Source organism: Anabaena sp. UHCC 0451, assembly GCF_034931405.1.
Classification (GTDB): domain Bacteria; phylum Cyanobacteriota; class Cyanobacteriia; order Cyanobacteriales; family Nostocaceae; genus RDYJ01.
This window is the reverse complement of sequence record NZ_JAYGHA010000025.1, coordinates 62,245-84,068: the sequence shown is the minus strand read 5'-3', so window position 1 is coordinate 84,068 and position 21,824 is coordinate 62,245. Positions and strand designations below refer to the sequence as shown.

General features: G+C 37.3%; 19 protein-coding genes. 6 read left to right on the top strand and 13 right to left on the bottom strand.

Annotated elements, in window-relative coordinates; all coding sequences use genetic code 11:
• Nucleotides 1-66 precede the first annotated feature (66 nt).
• Nucleotides 67-1,380, bottom strand: a complete 1,314-nt coding sequence (locus VB694_RS17725) for a glutamate-5-semialdehyde dehydrogenase (RefSeq protein ID WP_323361657.1) — start codon at nucleotides 1,378-1,380, stop codon at nucleotides 67-69.
• Between the two features lie 350 nt (nucleotides 1,381-1,730).
• Here VB694_RS17725 and VB694_RS17720 point away from each other — a divergent pair, with 350 nt between their 5' ends.
• Entirely contained in the window at nucleotides 1,731-3,716 is a 1,986-nt protein-coding gene (locus tag VB694_RS17720) for a zinc metalloprotease HtpX (protein WP_323361652.1), read from the top strand.
• 125 nt (nucleotides 3,717-3,841) lie between these two features.
• Here the strand turns inward: VB694_RS17720 and VB694_RS17715 are convergent, their stop codons facing one another.
• Together VB694_RS17715 and VB694_RS17710 are read right to left on the bottom strand one after the other, a co-directional pair.
• Nucleotides 3,842-5,485: an AAA family ATPase gene (locus VB694_RS17715; protein ID WP_323361651.1), complete on the bottom strand. Its 1,644-nt coding sequence runs from the start codon at nucleotides 5,483-5,485 to the stop codon at nucleotides 3,842-3,844.
• Nucleotides 5,486-5,514: 29 nt separating this feature from the next.
• Nucleotides 5,515-6,003, bottom strand: coding sequence for a hypothetical protein (locus VB694_RS17710; RefSeq protein WP_323361650.1), 489 nt, complete (start codon nucleotides 6,001-6,003; stop codon nucleotides 5,515-5,517).
• Nucleotides 6,004-6,315: 312 nt separating this feature from the next.
• Between VB694_RS17710 and VB694_RS17705 the strand changes: the two genes are divergently transcribed.
• Nucleotides 6,316-7,056, top strand: a complete 741-nt coding sequence (locus VB694_RS17705; RefSeq protein ID WP_323361649.1) for a hypothetical protein — start codon at nucleotides 6,316-6,318, stop codon at nucleotides 7,054-7,056.
• Nucleotides 7,057-7,189: 133 nt separating this feature from the next.
• Here VB694_RS17705 and VB694_RS17700 read toward each other — a convergent pair whose 3' ends face one another.
• The 8 genes from VB694_RS17700 to VB694_RS17665 all read right to left on the bottom strand — a co-directional run bounded on the left by VB694_RS17700 (nucleotide 7,190) and on the right by VB694_RS17665 (nucleotide 16,318).
• The gene (locus VB694_RS17700) at nucleotides 7,190-8,590 is read right to left on the bottom strand and encodes a vWA domain-containing protein (RefSeq protein WP_323361648.1); all 1,401 of its coding nucleotides are present in this window, start codon (nucleotides 8,588-8,590) and stop codon (nucleotides 7,190-7,192) included.
• On the bottom strand, nucleotides 8,523-9,629 hold the full coding sequence (locus VB694_RS17695) for a hypothetical protein (RefSeq protein WP_323361647.1): 1,107 nt from the start codon (nucleotides 9,627-9,629) through the stop codon (nucleotides 8,523-8,525). The genes VB694_RS17700 and VB694_RS17695 overlap by 68 nt, the downstream gene beginning before the upstream one ends.
• A gap of 28 nt (nucleotides 9,630-9,657) precedes the next feature.
• Entirely contained in the window at nucleotides 9,658-11,994 is a 2,337-nt protein-coding gene (locus VB694_RS17690; protein ID WP_323361646.1) for a hypothetical protein, read from the bottom strand.
• A 22-nt stretch (nucleotides 11,995-12,016) separates the two neighbouring features.
• Entirely contained in the window at nucleotides 12,017-12,928 is a 912-nt protein-coding gene (locus tag VB694_RS17685; protein WP_323361645.1) for a hypothetical protein, read from the bottom strand.
• Nucleotides 12,912-13,793: a hypothetical protein gene (locus VB694_RS17680; RefSeq protein ID WP_323361644.1), complete on the bottom strand. Its 882-nt coding sequence runs from the start codon at nucleotides 13,791-13,793 to the stop codon at nucleotides 12,912-12,914. The genes VB694_RS17685 and VB694_RS17680 overlap by 17 nt, the downstream gene beginning before the upstream one ends.
• A 17-nt stretch (nucleotides 13,794-13,810) precedes the next feature.
• The gene (locus VB694_RS17675) at nucleotides 13,811-14,581 is read right to left on the bottom strand and encodes a GTPase domain-containing protein (RefSeq protein WP_323361643.1); all 771 of its coding nucleotides are present in this window, start codon (nucleotides 14,579-14,581) and stop codon (nucleotides 13,811-13,813) included.
• 5 nt (nucleotides 14,582-14,586) lie between these two features.
• Entirely contained in the window at nucleotides 14,587-15,174 is a 588-nt protein-coding gene (locus VB694_RS17670; RefSeq protein ID WP_323361642.1) for a 4Fe-4S single cluster domain-containing protein, read from the bottom strand.
• Nucleotides 15,175-15,241: 67 nt separating this feature from the next.
• Nucleotides 15,242-16,318, bottom strand: a complete 1,077-nt coding sequence (locus VB694_RS17665) for a hypothetical protein (RefSeq protein ID WP_323361641.1) — start codon at nucleotides 16,316-16,318, stop codon at nucleotides 15,242-15,244.
• 466 nt (nucleotides 16,319-16,784) lie between these two features.
• On the opposite strand from VB694_RS17665, the gene moeB reads away from it, so the two are divergent.
• Entirely contained in the window at nucleotides 16,785-17,957 is a 1,173-nt protein-coding gene (gene moeB / locus VB694_RS17660) for a molybdopterin-synthase adenylyltransferase MoeB (RefSeq protein ID WP_323361640.1), read from the top strand.
• Between the two features lie 337 nt (nucleotides 17,958-18,294).
• A complete protein-coding gene (gene recA / locus VB694_RS17655) occupies nucleotides 18,295-19,377 on the top strand; it encodes a recombinase RecA (RefSeq protein WP_323361639.1) in 1,083 nt (360 codons plus the stop codon).
• A 90-nt stretch (nucleotides 19,378-19,467) separates the two neighbouring features.
• Here the strand turns inward: recA and VB694_RS17650 are convergent, their stop codons facing one another.
• On the bottom strand, nucleotides 19,468-19,998 hold the full coding sequence (locus tag VB694_RS17650) for a hypothetical protein (protein WP_323361638.1): 531 nt from the start codon (nucleotides 19,996-19,998) through the stop codon (nucleotides 19,468-19,470).
• 312 nt (nucleotides 19,999-20,310) lie between these two features.
• Between VB694_RS17650 and rpsN the strand changes: the two genes are divergently transcribed.
• Nucleotides 20,311-20,613, top strand: a complete 303-nt coding sequence (gene rpsN, locus VB694_RS17645) for a 30S ribosomal protein S14 (RefSeq protein WP_323361637.1) — start codon at nucleotides 20,311-20,313, stop codon at nucleotides 20,611-20,613.
• Nucleotides 20,614-20,696: 83 nt separating this feature from the next.
• Here the strand turns inward: rpsN and VB694_RS17640 are convergent, their stop codons facing one another.
• Entirely contained in the window at nucleotides 20,697-21,026 is a 330-nt protein-coding gene (locus tag VB694_RS17640; RefSeq protein WP_323361636.1) for a hypothetical protein, read from the bottom strand.
• 202 nt (nucleotides 21,027-21,228) lie between these two features.
• Here VB694_RS17640 and aat point away from each other — a divergent pair, with 202 nt between their 5' ends.
• Nucleotides 21,229-21,801 carry a leucyl/phenylalanyl-tRNA--protein transferase gene (gene aat, locus VB694_RS17635; protein WP_323361635.1) on the top strand — a complete coding sequence of 191 codons (573 nt, stop codon included), beginning with the start codon at nucleotides 21,229-21,231 and terminating at the stop codon, nucleotides 21,799-21,801.
• Nucleotides 21,802-21,824: the final 23 nt, after the last annotated feature.

Genomic DNA, 21,824 nt, shown 5'->3' with positions numbered 1-21,824 from the left:
TTTTGGAAATCAACTTATCTTTATTGACAAGATTAAAAAAGAAGTCGGGGATCTAATTATTAGATTCTAAGATGATCCTAAATTTCGATGAGTAAATGATTTAGCATTTGCACCTGTGTAGCTACTCACAATATGACCATCACCACACATTTGATATTTATATGTTACTAAACCTTCTAAACCAACAGGTCCGCGAGGTGGCATTTGTTGGGTACTAATTCCCACTTCTGCACCAAAACCATAACGGAAACCATCAGCAAAACGAGTGGAACAATTATGATAAACTCCCGCTGCATTTACTAACGCTTGAAAAGTTTCTGCTGCTGTTAAATCTTCTGTCACAATTGCTTCTGTATGACGAGATCCATATTCATGAATATGATTTATTGCTTCTTCTAAAGAATCAACAATTTTCATAGCTAAAATCAAATCGCTGTACTCTGTTTCCCAGTCTGTTTCTGTTGCTAAATCAAGATTAGGTAAAATTTCTAAAGTGCGTTTATCACCTCTTAATTCTACATTCTGCACCGCTAAAGCTTCAGCAACTTTTGGTAAAAACTCAGCCGCAATACTACTGTGAACTAATAAAGTTTCAATAGCATTACAAGCTGCTGGATATTGAGTTTTAGAATCTACAGTAATATTAATTGCTTTATGAAAATCAGCCGCTTGGTCTACATAAAGATGACAAATTCCATCAGCATGACCTAATACTGGAATGCGAGTATTTTCTTGGACAAATCTCACAAAAGAATTAGAACCTCTAGGAATAATTAAATCTACATATTTATCTAATTTTAAGAGTTCTAAAATTTCTGATCTGGTTGTTAGCAATTGTACTGCATCAGGATTAATAGAGGTTTGAGATAATCCTTGTTTAATGGCTTTAACTATCGCTTCACAAGAACGTAAAGCCTCTTTTCCACCTTTGAGAATGACACCATTACCTGATTTAATTGCTAAAGAAACAATTTGAATTGCAGCTTCAGGACGGGCTTCAAAAATAATACCTAAAACGCCCAAAGGACAGGTAATACGTTTGAGAATTAAACCAGAATCAATTTCTCGGTGAATTTGTACCTTACCAACAGGATCATCTAATTTACCAACATCACGCACACCAGCGATCGCATCCCTTAATTTATGTTCATCTAACTGTAAACGTTTATAAAGAGGTTTAGCGATACCTTCCGCCATAGCCGCTTGACAATCAGCTACATTTGCCTGTATAATTTCTTCTTTTGCTGATTCTAAAGCTTGAGCGATCGCATTAATAGCTTGATTTTTTTCCTCAGTGGAAAGTACACCCAACTTACTAGCAGCTAAACGGGTTTTTTGAGCAATTTCAATTAACGGAACAGCAACTTGTAAAGTAGTCATCACAAAAATAAATTTACAATATAACAATCTTAATATTAGTTATTAGTCATTAGTCATTAGTCATTGGTAAACATCACCTCCCCATCTCCCCATCTCCCCATCTCCCCATCTCCTCCTGTTCCCTTCTTCTTTAACTTTTGCGAACTAATGATGACAAATCCTGTACTTATTGAGTATTCATAGATAAAAAGAATGTAAAAATTTAGCTATAATCTGTCAGTAGTCAGCTTTTTAACGGTTACGTCAAACATCATTCTTTGATAATTTACCGATTTATCAAATATTCTGACTCCTGACTCCTGGCTCCTGAATTCTTACAAAATAACACCCTTTTGATCAGGGAAATCATCATGTCATTGCAATCAGGCTTAGATGCCTTTCAACAGGGACGCTATCAAGAAGCAGTGTATATCCTAGAGGAATTTTCCGAAAATTCTCTAGAACTGAATTCTCCAGATTATCTAACAGCCCAAATGTGGCTGATGAAAGCTTATCAAAAAACAGGTGAAACTGAACAAGCTAGAATTATCTGGCAAAAGTTAATCAATAGTGACAACCAACAGGTGAGAGAATGGGCAGAACAAGACAGGCCATTATTCTCATCAGCCCAGTCTAAAATGCCAAAAGCGGGACGGGCTGCGACCGTAGGTATGCACTTGGCTATGGGTGGCGTAGGTGGTAGTTTAGCCTTAGCATCTGGTGTTACCATTGCCTTACTATTTGGCATGGTTTTTGTATTAGGATTAAGCCTAGTTTTGATTACCAATAGTAGTGATCCTGTGACCGGTTTAGCGATCGCCATTGGTATTACTTTAGTATTCAATCTAGCCGCTTTTTTCCTTTCTCCCTTCCTAATGGACTTAAGCCAAAGCTGGCTTTACCAAACTCGTTGGGTAAACTTAGCAGAAATTGAACACCTCAGTCCAGAAACAGGAAAGATCATTCGCGAAGTTTGTCAACAAAAAAATATCACAACTCCCAGACTGGGAATAATAGACGACCAAAACCCCACGGCTTTTACTTACGGTTCTTTACCAAACAGTGCGCGGTTAGTGGTCAGCCAAGGACTTTTCACCTATTTAGATGATGATGAAGTTGCTACTGTTTACGCCCACGAATTAGGTCACATCGTCCATTGGGACTTTGCCGTAATGACAGTAGCTTCTACCTTAGTGCAGATTTGCTACTTAGTTTACAGCACAGCCAGAAGATTTACCCGTGGTGGTGGAGATAACAAACTCAAAGATGCTTTGCAAACAGCCAGTATGGTTGCTTACATCTTTTATATTATCGGTACTTACCTACTTTTATATCTCTCTCGCACCAGAGAATACTTTGCAGACCACTTTGCAGCGGAAACCACAGGCAACCCTAACGGACTTTCTCGCGCCTTAGTGAAAATTGCCTATGGCATCGTTGAAGAAGGTTCACGTTCCCAAGAACCCAGCCGTTTAATTGAAGGAACTCGCGCTTTAGGCATTTATGACCACAAAGCCGCAGCTTCCACAGGTACAGCTTATCGCATCGCCTCCGACCCGCAAAAAATTGGTCGCGTCTTTTTATGGGATATGTTTAACCCTTGGGGTTGGTGGATGGAATTAAACTCAACCCATCCCCTCACAGGTAAACGAGTCCGCGCCCTTAGCACCTACGCCGAACAACTGGGTTTACCCACAGAGTTTGACATGGGAAAAGTCATAGGTGAAGGTAAAACCCTCAACAAAAGCAAACTTTATGGCAACTTCTTCTTAGATGTCGTCCTTTACGGTGCAGAAACTATCGGTTTCTTCCTGGGTTTAATTATCGGCGTATTCATGTTGTCCACTTCCAGCAACCCCGGTTTAATAATTGGTGCGCCATTTATTGGTTTAGGAATGGGAATTTTAGTTAAAGCCTTTGTTATGTTCCCCGACTATTCCAAAGCTGCACCCACAGACATCCTTACTTTAATGTCAGACCCCTATGCTAGTCCTTTACGGGGACAACCAGCCATGCTACAAGGGGAATTAATTGGCCGTGGTGACTCCGGTTATAAATTTGGTTCTGACCTCAAACTCCAAGATCCTAGCGGAATGCTTTATTTACATTATGCTTCTCGTTTTGGACCCATTGGTAATTTCTTATTTGGTATGAAACGGGTACAAAGCTTGCTAGGCCAACAAGTGAGAACTGCTGGTTGGTTCCGTCGCGGTATAATGCCCTGGATGGATTTAATTCAACTAGAAGGCGAAAGTGGCACAATTGTCAACAGCTATCATCGCTTTTGGTCATTTGTACTCGGTGGTGGATCGATTATCCTGGGAATAGTATTGATTGGATTTTTGAGCAGTAGATAGCGTTTTTGTTGCTATTGTCTCAGCATTTCTTATCTAAGCTGTGTTTTTTATTCCCCACGCCCATCTGTGGGGATTATTTTTTTAACTTTGTTTATTACCTTACCTGAATTCTTACGTTTTGCCCTTCATTCCTGCTTTGATTCAATAATTAGATTGTCTAAAAAACCTATCTCTAATTCCGATGCAGGTTTACCACCACCACCTGCTAATAAATTTAAATATTTCCGCAACAATTGTTGCATATTGGGAGTACGATATTGAGGACTAATTTGTAATAAAGCATTTTCCCAATCAGTTTTTGTTGGGATGTTACCATACCCAGCTAAATATATAGATTCTCGGACTAATTTATCTAATTCTGCACCTGAATATCCTGCGGTTTTATCTACTAAATATTCTAAGGTTGAGGATGGAGTTGGTGGTAATTTATAAACATTAGTTCGTTTTTGCAAAATTTGATATCTTTCCTCTGTGTTAGGTGGCATAACTATGAAAATTTCATCAAATCTTCCAGCACGAAATAATTCGGGAGGCAATTTTTCTCTATCATTAGAAGTAGCGATGAAAAAAATCGGATATTCATGATCATTTAACCAGGATAAAAATGTCCCAAACTGTCTGGTACTCACTCCTGAACTATCACCTCCCACACCTGCAAAAGCCTTTTCAATTTCATCCATAAATAGGATATTTGGTGCTGATGCTTCTATAGCTCTGAGTGCTTGAAAAGTGTTACTTTCGGATTCTCCTACCCAGCGTGATTGTAAACGAGCAATTTCAAAATTAATCTGTGGTACGTGCCATTCTTGGGCGATCGCTCTAGCAATAAATGTTTTACCACAACCAGGAAAACCTTCTAGTAAAATAGCACGAGGACGTAATTCTGGCTGTCCATCTTGAGCAAACCAAGACTCTCGACTATAGATCCATTCTTTAACTTTAGTTAATCCTCCCACATCTCTCAAACCTTGTCCAGAGGGAGCATAATATTCTAAAACTCCAGTTTTTCTAATTTCCTGTTTTTTGGCTTCTAATAATAGTTGTCCAGCAGCTTCTGGATCGATCCACAAATTGCGAGATGTTGATAATTTAGCAGATTGAATTGCAGCTTGTAAAGGCATTCCTTGAGCTTGTTCTGCTAATCTCCAAGCATCTGCTTCTGTTAAACCATATTTTTCTACAGCCACACTGAAAACATTATCATACAGTTCTTCTTCCACAGGTAAAGGTAAATCTATAATATGTACCATGTTCCGCAGAATCGTGGGAATAGTCCAATCTGCACCCATGATAATTAAAGACATTCTTACTAAAGGTCTTTTTTGATCTATTGCTACTATTAATTCTTTTAATCTTCTTGCTATCAAATAATCATCAGGACGCAATAAAACACACCAATCTGGCAATAAATAAGTATGTTGTCGGTTGATATTTTTACCAACTTGTTCTTGTAAATGACTTTGTAAAATCTCCAAAGATTGTAAAATCTGATTACCATTTTTATCAAGTGCATTACCCAATCTTTTCCATTCTGCTTGATTTACAGATGTTGGTATTTCTAATCTTTGTTGAAAACCTTCCGTACTACTCCACTGCGCTAACTCTCCATCTTGAATATCTTCAGTATTGAGAATTGCTAAATGAGCATCAATGACACAACGAATAGCGCGACTTTCTTCTGATGTTCTCAAGAAAATTAACGGATAACGAGACTTTAATAAATCCTGTAATTCTTGCTGACATTTATTGTATGGTAACTCAGGTTTCATATTTTTAAAATTCCTTTTTTTTATTTTATTTAAAAATCAGCTTTATTGCTATCTGCACGAATATCTGGAGATGAAGTTTTTGGCTTTTCTGCTGGTGTTTCCGCAGGATTAGTTTTAGTTGAATTTTGAATAATAGTATTAGGAGTTTTCGCAGGTTTAACTACAGATGTCGAAGATGCTAATGGTTGTTTAGCTGGTGCAGTAATAGTTTGATTGGGAATAACAACAGATTCTAATGCAATAGTTGAATCTAATGGTAAATCTAGAGTAACTATAGTTCGATGACGACCAACTTTAATATCAGAAATCCAGCTAGAAACTATTAAAGATAAATTTCCTACATCAACCTTTCTTGCTGACTGTTGTTCAATAGTTTGACTAATCAGAAAACGATGATTTTCTTGTCGAAAATAATCTTCAGGATAGCTTTCATGTAATCCACTCAAATTAATAGAGTAGCTAATTTCTTTATTTCCTGCTTGTGGTATTCTGATAACTAAAGTATATTCAGACATCATGAAAACACTATTATTAATGATGGATTTGTATGACTAGAGAAGCACATGATCAATTTGCGAAAGAATACCTAGAGCGTCGATTCAGTAATGCTAGGTAATCTGTTTTTCCCTTGTAGGGGCGAAGCATTCGGGTGATAACCTATCGCTGAAACCATTGATATTCTGTCCGAATGCTTCGCCCTTACGATTAATGAATCTTTAGGAGAAATAGAAATTGGTAAAGATGTAAAAAGTGAAGTTAGGGAAATTGATATTTTATTTGTTCCCCATCAATCACAACCTGTAACTTCTGATTTAGGATTATTAGCAAAAATGGCAGTTACAAGCTGTTTATTTGAACCTTTTCGTAATCCTCCTAATGAAGTGACAATTAGAAGTTGTATGTCAAAATTATACAGCTTTCATGAAGAATTGTTTAGACAAGCAAAAAGAGAAAATCGCCGGATAATGGAAAACGAGTTTCCTTTTTTATGGATTTTAACACCAACTTGCTCAAAAAATAAGCTAGATGGATTTAGAGCTACACTAAAAGATGATTGGGAAACAGGAGTTTATTTTTTAGGAGAATCGCATAAAACCGCCATTGTGGCAATTAACCAATTACCCAAAAATCAGGATACACTATGGTTAAGGGTGTTAGGTAATGGAGAAACCCAGAAACAAGCAGTACAAGAATTAGTTGAAGTTTCCACAGAAAACCAGCGTAATTATCTACTGGAAATTTTAGCATCTTGGCGTAAAAATATAGAGATTAACACTAATATCACCGATGAAGATAGGGAGTTAATTATGACTTTATCACCAGCATATCTCAAACAACGGGAAGAATGGCGTGAAGAAGGACTGCAAACGGGAAGACAAGAAGGACTGGAAGAAGGACTGCGGTTAATAGTAGTGAGTTTACTAACAGCACGTTTTGGTAATTTAGATGAAGAATTATCTGCTGTTGTCACTCCTATTATGGAACTTTCCCTCACAGAAAGAACTGATTTATTACTCAATTTATCTCAGTTGTCTCGTGAGGAATTATTAGCCAAATTCCCCACTAATTAACCCGTTTTCGTAGGTTGGGTTAAGCAAAGCGCAACCCAACTTAAGTCACAATACTCAGATCCCCGACTTCTATTTTTATCTTGTAAATAAATGATAATTTAATATCAGAAGTCGGGGATCTTTTTTGAATATCCTAAATCCAACGTTCAGCTTCATCTTTTAGTTGTTTACTCCAACCCTTAAACCACCATAAACCACCACCTAAAAGCCCTAAAGTTAAAATTAAGATAATTAACCGATCTGGAATTAAAGGTAGTTTATAAAATGATATATTAGGCATTCTAATCTTTACAGGTTCAGCATTCATATTTAATTGTCTGCTAGAAGAATTAATGCTAACTTGTACTTGATATTCTTCTCCTGGTATAGCATTTAGTTGTTTATATTGCAGTTCGTATTCTCGTAATGCTTTAAAAAAAGTTTCTAAACTATTTACCGCTTCATTAGCATCTTGAGGAAATTTGCTAATACCTCCCGTTAATTCGGCAATTTGTTTTAATCTTGGTTGATCAACAATATAGTTGAATATGTCACCCGATGGAAGTTTACACTTTTGAATTAAATCAACTGCTTCTTTTCGATCTAATAAACTATAAGGAATATTACAATTTTCAGCGCGGTTTCTTAATTCTCTTAAAGACTCTCCATAACCTAAAGTGTAAACCCTCACTGTAGGATATTCTTGAAAGACTTTTTCTAACTTCTCAAATTGTTCATTTTCTGTAGCTCGATTACTATTGTGATAACCATCAGATAGTAAAATTACAGCTAATTTGGGAGGAATTGGTTTTTCATTATCATTTAAATTCCGGTTAGCATTTGCTTTTCTGGTAAACTCCTGGGAGTTGTTACCTAAATACTGTACTGCTTCTTTTAAAGGGTCATATAAATTAGTTCCTGCATTAGTTGAAGAAGATGCTAAATCAGCTACTCTTTTATCTAATTCTGGTGAATTTGCAGGTAATAAATTACTAGCAATAATTTCTTGGTTGACTTCATAATTGTCTTGAGCTTTATTTGATTCTCCAAATGGTATTAAGGAAATATGTACAGGTAAATTTTTCTCCCGCACTAAATTAATAAATCCTTGAATCGCTCGAATAGCACCATCTATTTTTTTAACTCTACTAGCGTCTTCAACTTTCATACTCCCACTCATATCTAAAAGAATGACAACATAAGCGGGATCTGAAGTTAATTGTTCTCCTGGTGGAATTAATTTCAATCTATTAATTTCTGAGAATTGAAGATTAATAGGAGTACCTTGACTTTTAGCGATAATTCTGGCTGTTTCTATTTTAAAATCAGATGTTTGTAGACCTTCAATGGGGATATTATCATTATTAACTACGTTAACTTTTAAATTGACAATATCACCATCTGTAGGACGGGGAGATACTTCAATTTTAGAACTAGCAAGAACTGGTAAAGGTAAAAATCCCAGTAAAAAAGCAACAATTAATAATTTAAGCTTGGGGGTCAAGGAGACGATTATAGAAAATGAATCTGTAGAATTTTTCTTCATCGTGTTCATGGTAAAGTGTCAAAATTTGGTTATGTTTAAGAGTGGTAGTTTTACTTTCTGCTAAAATTCTCTGCTGAATACGTACAGCATCTTCAGCTAAAGAACGAATAATTACTGTACCAGAATTAACCTGTAAAGACGCACATCTTTCTGGTAAATGAGGGATATAAATATCTGCATCATCACCAGAACCAATAATTATAGGTTTCTTGGTTTTTACTGGTAATTGAATAGAAATACCTTCTTCAATATGTTTGTAATCATCATCGGGAATAAATTTTAAAGATTGATTATTTAAAGCTGGTCGAAGTATTTGTGTTGGACTGGTATGAATAGTTTTGATTTGAGTATTTGCAGCTTTTCGACTCCGGGGTTTCTTTTTAGCTTCAAAACCTGTTCCTGCTCTCAATGCTACTTGATAACTAGGGGTAGCGAAAAAACTCAAAGCTAGTCCTAATAAAGCACCAAATAAGAAAAAACCAAAGGGTTCTTGATATTGACCTAATGCTCTGTTGACACCTTCACAAAAACTAGCAGCGAAAAATCCTGCACCTGCACCAAATCCTGTACTTTGAATAATGCGTTGAATGACTCTATTACCTGTTCCTTCAATACTTCGCCAACTCCAACTAATACTTTCTGCTAAACCAGCAAAAGCACCAATAATTATCCAAGAAATGATTCTGACAAAACCTCCTGACCAGTTACTTGCTAATAGCATCCAGTTGAAAATGCTCAGGACTAAACCGAGAAATGCGCCAACAAGAAATACTTTTTTTAAGGATGTGCGAGAAAGGACTCGCCAATTAGCTTTATAACGGGTAGGGTTACTGATAAAAATTTCTGCAATTATCATTCCACTGGCTATGCAGGGGGTGACAATTACTAATAAGATTATGTAGGGAGGAAGATTAAATCCTTGGGGAATAAATGGCGTTAAATAAGTACCTATTTCTTGCCAGATTATTTGACTAATACTCCAGCCTATTAAGGCGGAAACTATGCCGCATAATGTATAAAAGCTGGTTCTCAGGGGAATGGTGTTCATGGGTTATTTATCTTATGTTTTCAGTGATTTAGTAACTGGTAAAATCTCTATCCTTAGCTGTTACACATTCACCATAAAAAGTATATTTTGTTGATTTACAGAATTCTAATTTTTTCTTCCTTTCATCAAACATCTCTCTGTCAGTGCTTTCTGAAATATATTTATTAGCTAATTTAGCTTGGTCTTTCGCAAATTTATTTTCTGGGTCATTGGGAACAAAAGCATTCATAATTTTAAGTTGTTGTGTTTCTTGAGTAGATTTATAGCATTTTTCAAAATTTTCATAACTTTCCATCAAATTTACATTTGAACAAATTTGGTTTTTTGATATTGCTTGGATGTCAAAACTTCCTACTAAAAATGCAACTGCTACAAAAAGATATATAAAACTCAAAGCAGCTTGTATATTGACATTCCTTATTTTGAATGGATTACCTGTTAATACAATAGCACTAATTGTGAATATTAAATATGTTAATACACGAGGTATAATCAGTTTTGGCCAGTGTGTAATAGAGGTAAAAAAAATGATATTACCAGCTAAAAAAAATAAAAATCCGAATATAGCTTTGGCCCCACCATCTCCTCTATCATTATGATCATTATGACTTGATGGAGTGGAAGATACTTGTCCAAACATTGTTTGATTTGGTACACCAAAGATTCTTGATCTAATTTCGTTGGAAAGACCAGTACGAACATCTTGAGGAATCTGATTTCCGCTATTTCCACTCATGCGATAAAACAGTTCTGATAAATCTTTTTGTTCTATTTCACGAAATATTTGAGCCAAAGCGTGATAGTCTCTATAGTGTTGATTTTTATGATTAGTATTTTTTATTTTTTCTAAAATTTCGATAATTTGTTGTGAAAAATCTATGATTGATTGATATTTTTTGTTGTTATCATTATCTTCATACAAAATATTTGCGGCAACAAGTTTTGCATATAGTTTAAAACTATCGCTCCAGATAGTTTGCGATTGAATTAATAAGTATTTAATTTTTTCTACATCAGTCCTTTGATCTGGATTCGTTACTTTTTCCAACAAAAAAGAAATCCCAAAATATATAGAATTTTCTAGTTTCTGACTGACTTGAACATCATAATTAGAACTAGCTTCTAACAAAATTCGTTGAAACTCTGGAATAGTTGGTTGATTATTATCTTCAGATAAACCTAATAAATTTATTGTTTTATTTCTAAAATCTTCAAAAAGAGATGCTTGTTTAGTTTCCATCTCCAATGATGCAACCATTTTTAATAGCCATTTTTGAGATGATATATGATTAGGAGCAATCAGATATATTAATTCTTTATAATTTTCATTACCAGAAGGTGCATTCAGAGTAGTTTTATCTATAAAATTAGACCAGTCTTCATCTGGGTAATCTTTTAAATATCCAAATAGGTCGTTAGTTTTTGTGGTATCTAATCTACATTGATTAGTAAATATGGTTGCTATATCTGTTAAACACTTTCTAATCTTTTTGTCTGGTGCTATTTGACCAGGATTTTTTGCAAGTGGAGATGTATTTTGTGTAGTTGCTGTAATAGCACTATTATTAGAATTAGGATCTGAATTATGAGGATTATGTGTTTGTGGTGATGGTAAATATAATGGAGATAAGGAAAATTTACGAAGATTCTTAGGTATATCCTCTGGAGTAGCGTAAAAGATAGCTAAAAAATTCTCTGGAAATGCTATTTTATTCACATTCCAAGCCCAAGCACAAGCATTTTTAAAAGTAGTACGAAGACTAAGACCTAATGCTAAATAGTGTAGTTTTATGTATTCAGGTAATCCTTTCCACTCCTGTTTTGTAACTATAACTGTATGAGGAATACTTGGTAGTTTTTCTACTGTTGCCCAAGTTTCTTTTAACCAAGGTTCTTGAAAATTTCTTTTCTGAACTTCTTGTCCACAGTAAAATATTTCTGGTGCTGATTGTTCAACTAATTCAGCCATATCAAATTTAGGCTGTTTTTGCTCATCCCACCAATATATTAAAGTTCCAATACCATCAACATATTGAGATAATCGTGATTTGTCTAACCAAAAATATTTATATCCAATAGTAGGACGACCACCATCATCTAGTTGTCTATTAGCAACTGCTAAAACCGAGTATTTATCATCTATTTCTCTAGCAATAAGAGCAAAATCATCTTCCTCTGGTGGATAATTATCATTCAAAGCAAAAGAACCATTAATTACTGCTTGACGAATCTCTTCAGGAACTTCTTTATTCCAACGAGTGATTTTCTCAAAAGCATAACCACCAGATACATAGAATCCATATACATCTGACTTACGGACGTTATCAAATGCTCTACAAAATTGGTAAATGGGAATACCTGTCATTTTATCTTCTCCTCAATTTTTCCTAATTAATATCTCTTAATTGATTATCTTCCTTACCCGTTGCTAACCAATACAAGGGCGCAACTAAACCTAAAGGCCGCCATACTCCTGGTTTATCAATTACTCCATAAGTTCCACCGCTATCTCTATTTTTCTTCTTGAAGTTTGGTTTTGGTGGTGTTCCTTTTGTGCCAAAAGTAGAACAAAAAAAGTAATTTGTAGAACATCCCCAATTATTACGCCATTTGTTTAATGTAGTTTTAACATTGGGAAATTTCAAACCCAGGAAAGTGTCTATATTCTGCCAATAACCTGAAGCTGGAGGTTGTTCACATTTAGTAAATACCACAGCTATGCGGTAGTTTTGTAATCCTCCAGTATTAATACTTAATCGTTCATTTAATTCTCTTTGCAAATACTCTAAGGCTTGAGCATATTCTTTATCAGATGTTTTGGTAGCAGTGCTATCAATCAGGATCAATAAGCCCGATGCTGTGGCACAATCATCTAAATAACTAACTAAATGTGATCCAGGGTTGGCAATATTTCGTAATTCTTTAATCAGTTCTCCTGAATATTCCCGACAGGATACCCGCAGTCTGATAGGTTGGTTTTTTAATGCTGGAAGAGGATGATTGAAAAATTTAGCTTTTAAGGTAATTAGTAAAGAGTAGGTAGGTTGATCTTCTGCATCATTACCATATTGTGTACCTGCTAACTCTTTGCCATCTTCTAAAATGTCCTGAGCTATATTAATTAATTCCCCGGCTTCGTCATTATAGGGATCAACAGAAAGAATCGGACTGTCTGATTTAGCATTTGGCCAACGAGCTAAGGCGGCCATAAAAGCTGTTTTGCCAGAACGACGGGGACCAATAACCCGAAAATCCTGATTTCCAGCGATGTCTAAGGGAATATTAGAGGCGTTCGTCATGAAATACCCTCCCTGTGCTTAACCAATAAAGTGGGGAAATTAAACCGAAGGGTTTCCAAGCATCCACATCTCGTAAATGGGCAATAAACTCCGCAGAACTGCCATCATCGGGTATATAACGATTAGGACGAGGATCATGTTGTCCATAGCTATCCGCCATAACACCAAAGGAAGAACAGGCAAAAAACCGCAATCTGGAAGGTGGTAATTTTTCTTTCAAAACTTTATAGGTTTCCTTTAATCTAACTTTAAATAAATCTTCTTCAGCATCTAAACGACAAGGCCAAAGTTCTCCTCGTTCACATTTACTAATTACTACTGCGACTCTCAATTTCTTGAAAGTTTCATTCACACCAGCTTGTTCAGATAATTCTGTCAGGAGTTTATTTAAAGCAGGTGCATAGATTTTTTTATCATTGGTAGCTTCCCAATCTGTGAGCATAATCATCCAACTTTGGGCACTTAACCAATCTTCTAAATACTCTTCAAAATCAGATGATTGGTGAGGTGTAGCTGCACATTCAAATGTTTCTCCTGCGTAATCTTTAACGTTTAGATTTAATGTTATTCCTGGTGAATTTCTACTAGAGGGAATTTCAATTTGAAAAGAAAAATATGGTTCATCACCAATATCTGTACCTGGAAAAACTGCTCCCTTTTCTAAAATATTCTGTGCCGCAGCAATAAGTTCTTCTGCATCATCAGAAGTTGGGGTAATTTTTAAACCCGGAAATTGTCTTTTTAATTCATCGGGTAGCCGCAATAATGAAGCTAAATAAGTGGTTTTGCCGGATTTACGCGAGCCAATGATTCTAATATCATTGCCAGTTGCTTGTTGTTTTTTCAGGATTATACTTTGAGTCATAATATTTTTTTCATGAATTAGGTATAAATCAGATAAGGAGCAAGATAAAGCCAAGGCAATTCTAGTAATTCTTGACTTTCGGTACTAGTAATAAAGAAGTTTGTCCGAGAACCAATTTCTGTACTTTTGTATTTACGAATTACTTGATTTGCTACCCCAAAATATGCGTCAACTACATGATCACTATATTCATACCAAGGTGCAGCACCTCCTCTATCCGGTCTATATCTCCAAGTCTTTCCTTCTGCTTCCACATCACAAAATAAATCGGCTTTATGGAGAGCAATAATTATGTGTTTGACTCGTTTACAATGTTGTTCAAAAAACTCTAACCAGTTCTGTAAACGATTCACCCATTGATCAGCATTAGGTAAAGGATTCACTGGTTGCAGATGATTAGCAGCCAGATTTATCCGAGTGCTAGATACAAGACTTTGATGGGGAGGTAATATTAAAATTACAGCCTTACTTTGTTTAACTTTATCTTCCATTGCTTGCCAAGCAGCAGGAAAATCTTTTCTTTGTTGGGGGTTACTCCAAAACTCTCCAGGGGTATCAATCCATAAAATATTTAGTTGTCTGATACCTGTTGCAGGTAAGTCTACCTCCATGCTTAATGTTCTGGTTTTTAATTGATCTGTACCAGCTATTTCTTTAGTATCTGGATTGTATAAATCTCTGGCTAGGATATTACCATCTGAGATTTGTACATATTTGCCATTTTCCGCTAATGCTCGCACCATGCTGGTTTTGCCAGTTGCGCGATCGCCTATCACGACAATACTCATCTATTTTATACCCCACCCTGATCAACTTGCTTGTATTCCACAGGAAACCCCGTATAAGTTAATGTTTCTGAACCTAATACCCACTCCTGACGCGGTATATTCACCAAATCAGTCTCTAAAATTCCCCCTGATAAAAAATGCAGTTTTTGATTATTTGAACCTCTTAGTGGTTGATTACTAATTTGCTGTTGTATAAATAAGCCATCCAATAATAAATCTATATGATTTAGTAACCCTTGACTACCGGGAATATTACCTGATTGCAGTTGTTCTAATTGATACCCTGTCCAACAAACTACTGTTTTACCTACGGTTTGGACTCGACGCGCTAAATCTGCCAAAGCCACCGCTTGAGCGAAGGGTTCACCACCAGAAATAGAAATCCCCGCTAAATCTGGCATTTGTTGGAATTTTTGCCAAATTTCCTCTACAGTCACCACCTGATTTAACTTAAATTCCAAATAGTCGGGATTTTGACAACCTGGACACCGAAAAGGACAACCTTGCACCCAAATCACCATTCGAGTTCCTGGACCATTGGCAGAAGAACGAGGCAACCAACTGGCTATATTTAGTAATAGAGGTTGTGTCATAATTTACCATCTTTAAATTAGGAGTTGGAACCCACGCAGGTGGGTTTTGCCTGTGTAGCAGTGATTTCTAATCGCCGATACTTTCAGAGCGTCGTTCAGTTGTATTATTAAAATCAGGCTCTATAGTTGTTTTTACTGAAATAATCCCCATATCCACATTTCGCCATTCTTGATCAACCGGTTCACCATTCCATTCGGTCCATTCCACCTGATAACCTTGCTGTTGGAACAGTTCAATCACATCAAAAGTACGACTAGCACAGGAAGACTCACCCTCTTCATCATGAGGACCAGCTAAATCTATTTGTTGACCATCAAACTGTATCCGCATTTGGGTATTTACACCTTCATGGGTTTCGACTTCAATAACTAGATCACCATCATTAATTTCTGCAATTTGGGCAATATAACCAACTTGCTGCCAAGATGCGACCAAATTCTCAGCCGCAGTTTGAATTTGTTCTGCTTGCGATTCGTAGGTACTAATTTCTTGATGTAAAGTTGTTATATCTGCATCCCTAAGACTCTGCCAACTATTACACATACCATTAATTTTGGTTTGTAATTGTTGAGTAATACTATGAGGAAGACGAGGCTGTAAATTTCCTAATCTTGATTGTATAAATTCAAGCTGTGCTATCCACTCGGTTTTCATCTGCTGAGTTACTTGAATACGAGCATCATCTAATACTTGCAAATATGTTTGTGCCTCCGTTAGATTATTACTCTGTAATGCTATTTCTGTTTTGTGTATAGCTTGTTGGACACTGACAGCATCTAATAATTGTTGATCTACTAAAGTTTGATATTCTGAATTAATACTCGGTAATTGTATCTTCAAGTTCTGCACCTGTCTTTGTGCATCTTGAGATAAAGCTTGCTTGATATCGGAATCTATTGTCACATTTGTGATATTAAATTTAACCTGTTGAGGTTGTTGAACAACAATCTTTTTACTAGCAGCACCAGAACGAATTTGGGCAATTTTTTGTTGTATATCTTGCTCTTTTCTGATCGCAGCTTCTCTTTCTTGACGCTTGCGTTCTTGGTAAGCTTGTACTGCCGAAGTTATCCCATCGAATAAACCCGGTTGTGATTCAGTAGAAATACCAGCAGTCACGTTAAAAGTTTTTCTGCCACTCATATTTTATTTCCTGCTAATTGCTGACTTAAATTAATCCTGGCGCTTTTTTGAACGTAAAACCAAATTTAGTCAAAATTTAATTTTTTTCAGAGAAAACAACTAAAAATTAAAAATACGAAAATTATACTAATACATTTCATGTCACAACAGCAACATTTTTACTAAATTACTAAATTTGTGATAATTATTTACATTAGTTAGCACACATCAAAACTATTAAAAATGAAATACTCTCATCTCTCTGCGCCTCTGCGCCTCTGCGTGAAATAAAATCATTCAATCCCAAGAAGTGCGATTGGCTATGGCTAACGCCACGCTACGCTATCGCCAGTGCCGTAGGCGATCGCCACCTTCCCAGCCCCCAATGTGATATAATCCCCCCAACCAGCCACCCAAAAAAATAGAACTTATAAACTTAGCAACTTTGAGTTAACATTAATACTCTGAGATTCTGCATCTTCCTCTTATGCTAAATCCTAATCTGGATGAAATTCAGTTAACGAAAGACGACTACGAACGCTACTCCCGCCATTTAATCTTGCCAGAAGTGGGGCTAGAAGGACAAAAACGCCTCAAAGCTGCCAGTGTATTATGTATAGGTACAGGTGGACTAGGTTCACCATTGCTGTTATATTTAGCAGCAGCAGGTATTGGCCGCATCGGTATTGTTGATTTTGATGTGGTGGATACTTCCAATTTGCAACGTCAAGTTATTCACGGTACATCCTGGGTAGGTAAACCGAAAATAGAATCAGCAAAAAACCGCATTCATGAAATTAACCCCCATTGTCAGGTTGATTTATACGAAACTCGCATAAGTTCGGAAAACGCCTTAGATATCGTTCGTCCTTACGATATCGTCGTGGATGGAACTGACAACTTCCCCACTCGGTATTTAGTTAACGACGCTTGCGTATTATTAGACAAACCGAACGTTTACGGTTCTATTTTCCGTTTTGAAGGACAAGCAACCGTATTTAACTACGAAGGTGGTCCTAACTATCGTGACTTGTATCCCGAACCACCACCACCAGGAATGGTTCCCTCTTGTGCAGAAGGTGGTGTACTGGGAATTTTACCAGGGATGATCGGTATTATTCAAGCAACGGAAACTGTCAAAATTATTCTTGGTAACGGTAACACCCTCAGCGGACGCTTGTTACTATACAATGCTTTGGATATGAAATTCCGAGAGTTGAAATTACGTCCTAACCCCATTCGTCCAGTCATCGAAAAACTCATAGACTACGAAGAATTCTGTGGTATTCCCCAAGCAAAAGCAGAAGAAGCAAAACAGCAGATGGAAATTCAAGAAATGACCGTTACGGAATTGAAAGCATTACTAGATAGTGATGCAAAAGATTTTGTACTGTTGGATGTACGTAACCCCCATGAGTATGAAATTGCGAAAATTCCTGGTTCGGTTTTAGTACCTTTACCAGATATTGAAAATGGTGATGGTGTTACTCAGGTAAAAGAACTACTCAACGGACACCGCTTGATAGCTCATTGTAAGATGGGCGGACGTTCTGCCAAAGCTCTTGCTATCCTCAAGGAAGCGGGTATTGTGGGAACAAATGTCAAAGGTGGAATTAATGCCTGGAGTCAAGAAGTAGATTCTTCTGTTCCTCAGTATTAAATTGCTGATTGGTGATTGGGGACTGGTGACTGGTGACTGGTGATTGGTGATTGGTGATTGGGGAAACAGGAAATATTTATCTTTCTCCTGACTCCTGTAGGGGCGAAGCATTCGGAAGATAAACCTGGGAAAAAACCGATAATTTATCACTCCTGTAAGGGCGAAGCATTCGGAAGATAAACCTGGGAAAAAACCGATAATTTATAGCCCGAATGCTTCGCCCCTACGACTTTTTCCCAAAAAATTACCAATCGCGCATTTTCCGGTTAAAATAGTATATCTGTTCTAGTCAAACTCCCAACGCAAACTTTCTTAAATTCTATATTTAGAGGCTCTAATGGCAACCAACACAGCAGATACTGGCAAGCAAAAAGCACTAACGATGGTACTCAACCAGATTGAGCGCAGCTTTGGTAAAGGAGCAATCATGCGTTTGGGTGACGCTACCCGGATGCGTGTAGAGACAATTTCCACTGGGGCGCTGACTTTGGATTTAGCTTTAGGTGGTGGTTTACCCAAGGGAAGGGTAATTGAGATTTATGGACCGGAAAGTTCTGGTAAAACTACAGTAGCACTTCATGCGATCGCAGAAGTGCAAAAAAGCGGTGGTATTGCGGCCTTCGTTGATGCTGAACACGCCCTAGATCCTACTTACGCTGCCGCACTAGGTGTAGATATTGACAATTTACTTGTTTCCCAACCTGACACAGGTGAAGCAGGTTTAGAAATTGTTGATCAACTGGTGCGTTCTGCCGCAGTTGATATTGTCGTCATTGACTCCGTAGCAGCACTAGTACCCCGTGCCGAAATTGAAGGCGATATGGGTGATATCCACGTTGGTTTACAAGCCCGGTTAATGAGCCAAGCTTTACGTAAAATTACAGGTAACATAGGTAAATCTGGTTGCACAGTAATTTTTATTAACCAATTGCGGCAAAAAATCGGTGTCACCTACGGTAGTCCAGAAACCACAACGGGCGGTAATGCGTTGAAATTTTACGCTTCCGTGCGTTTGGATATTCGCCGGATTCAAACTTTGAAAAAAGGCACAGATGAATTTGGTAATCGCGTGAAGGTGAAGGTAGCCAAAAATAAAGTAGCACCGCCTTTTAGAATTGCCGAATTTGACATTATCTTTGGGAAGGGAGTTTCTACCCTTGGTTGTTTAGTTGACTTAGCAGAAGAAACAGGTATCCTCCTGCGTAAAGGTGCTTGGTACAGTTACAACGGTGATAACATTTCCCAAGGTCGAGACAACGCCATCAAATATCTAGAAGAAAAACCAGAATTTGCTGCCAAAATTGAAGAACAGGTGCGTGAAAAGCTAGATAAAGGGGCTGTAGTTTCTGCTAACTCTGCTGTATCTAAAGCACATGGAGAAGAAGAAGAAGAAGAAGAACTGGAATTAGACGAAGAATAAAAGCGAAGTCGCAGACATTCCACCAGGGAGTCAGAAACAATTTTAATTCTGACTTTTGTACGGGCGAACGGCCGTTCGCCCCTCCTGAATCTAAAATTCTACGGTTTCAAATTCAAAAATTGCAATTATGTGATCATCAATATAAACCTCTATTTTATGTTTACCAAGAGGATCACCAGGAGCTATCTGCCAAAAATTTTCAATCACACCATTTGTAGATGTTTGCGTGCGCGTTGTTGTAGCTGTCCTTCCATCCGCAGATAAGGAAAAATTCTCATCTTTCTCCTGTGTAGCCCAAGTTTCTGGAGTTTTTGGTAAACTTAGAACTTCCCGCCATTTGACTTTACCCCGGTAATTTTGCAGTTGAATTCGCCAACCATAAGCATCACCTTTTTTGAGTGGTATTTTAGTTGTGGGGAAAAAATTAGCCTTACCCTGAGAATCAACTATTCTCACCCCAAACTCAGATTTATTGACAGTAATTTTTTGACCATTAATGACATGAGAAAATTCCGGGGGTGCTTCCGCTAAAACCCTACTGGTATTATTGAAATTTGTAGCTAAAAAGCCAAATATTAACCACAGAGAAGTTAGGAAAAACTTAACAGCCGAAATTTTCATAAGCATTTTCTATTGGATATTATATTAGTTATTAATTCAATTACCTTGAGCTATAGTCCGGGTTAAGATATGAAAATTATCAGGAAAAAGGCTGAAAACCCTTGAGGTTAAGTTTTGGAGATTGGCGGAAAAACTTATCCGTGCTTGATAGTAGGGTTGAAAGCCAGTTGAAGCGTTTACGCCTCAGTAATTTGATGATTTTAAGTTACTCCCTTTCCCATAGTGCATGAGTAAAGTAAATAAATGATGTTCTCAACTTCTTGTGACTATAGTAGAATAGGAAACACTGCCTTTTAGTACATTAGGGATTTTATGGCCAAAAAGAGTATGATTGAGCGCGAGAAGAAACGCGCCAAGTTGGTGGAAAAGTATGCTGTCAAGCGGGAAGCTCTGTTAGAAGAATTTAGATCAGCAGAATCTCCCCTAGATAAGCTAGAAATTCACCGTAAAATTCAACAACTACCCCGTAACAGTGCGCCAAACCGTCGCCGAAACCGCTGCTGGGTAACAGGTCGCCCTAGAGCCGTTTACCGTGATTTTGGACTATCTCGGAACGTTCTCCGGGAATGGGCGCACCAAGGTTTATTACCTGGCGTGGTCAAGTCTAGCTGGTAGTTAGTGGTCAACCGCTTCGCGGAAGTCAAAAGTCAAAAGTCAAAAGTATAATGACCGATGACTAATGACTAATGACCAAATTATTATTGACCACAACAATGATCAATTCCCAGACTATCTAAGAGTAGATCGCTAACGGCGTTGGCGATCGCAAACTCTCCATAAAAGCTTTTAGAAAAATCAAATGCTTGCATCTCTGTGACAATGGCAATTACCAGAGATCCTAAATCATTTTCTCCTTCCATCCGTTGTCTCATAAAAATCTGCGCTGCACGTTGGGCAATTTTTTGATTAACTACTTCGGGAAGAAATTCTGTATCCAGCCATAGCAGTAGGCATTTTTGCAACCATTCGCCTTCTAGCTGAGGATTTTCAGATGGTGGTAGGGTAATGGGTGGAATTGGCTGAGTCATGTTTGTATATATTAAATAGATTTTGTGTACCAAAGTAATCTCAGAAGAACCAAGAGTCAGGAGTCAGGAGTCAGGAGTCAGAAATGAAACCCTGTTTTAGTCTGAGTTTCATCATCACTTGATCTCCTTTTTAACCATCCTGATCATTGCTATAACAGCAACTTGCGTTTCTCTGAGGCTTATTGTGATTGTTAGCTGAACTATGGAATATGATGTTGCTGCTATTATTCGGGGTTATGCCCAAGGCTATTTTCTCATGGCTGATGAGTATAATCGCCTGGGATGGTATGGAAGTAAGGATCATACTTTGATTCCCTTAGATGAAAGATTTCGCTACCCCAAGTCATTACAACGAGTTCTCAACCAAGAAAGGTTTACAGTAGCGATTAACCGGGACTTCCTGGGTGTGGTTGCTGGATGCGCTAACCGGGAAACTACTTGGATTTCTCCAGAATTACAAAAAATTTACTGGCTACTTTACCAAACTGGTTATGCTTATAGTTTTGAAACGTGGCAAGGTGATAAACTGGCTGGGGGAATTTTAGGGATTGTGATTGGTGGTGCTTTTATTGGTGAATCGATGTTTTACAACATTCCCGAAGGTTCTAAGGTAGCAATGGTCAAGTTAGTAGAAAGATTGCGCCAAAGGAAATTTTTACTATTTGATGCACAAATGATGAATCCTCATTTAGAGAGATTTGGCGCTTATCCCATCAGTAATAAAGAATATGAGACTTTATTGAGACAGGCTTTACAAATACCTTGTTCTTTATGATTGGGGACTGGGAACTGGGAACT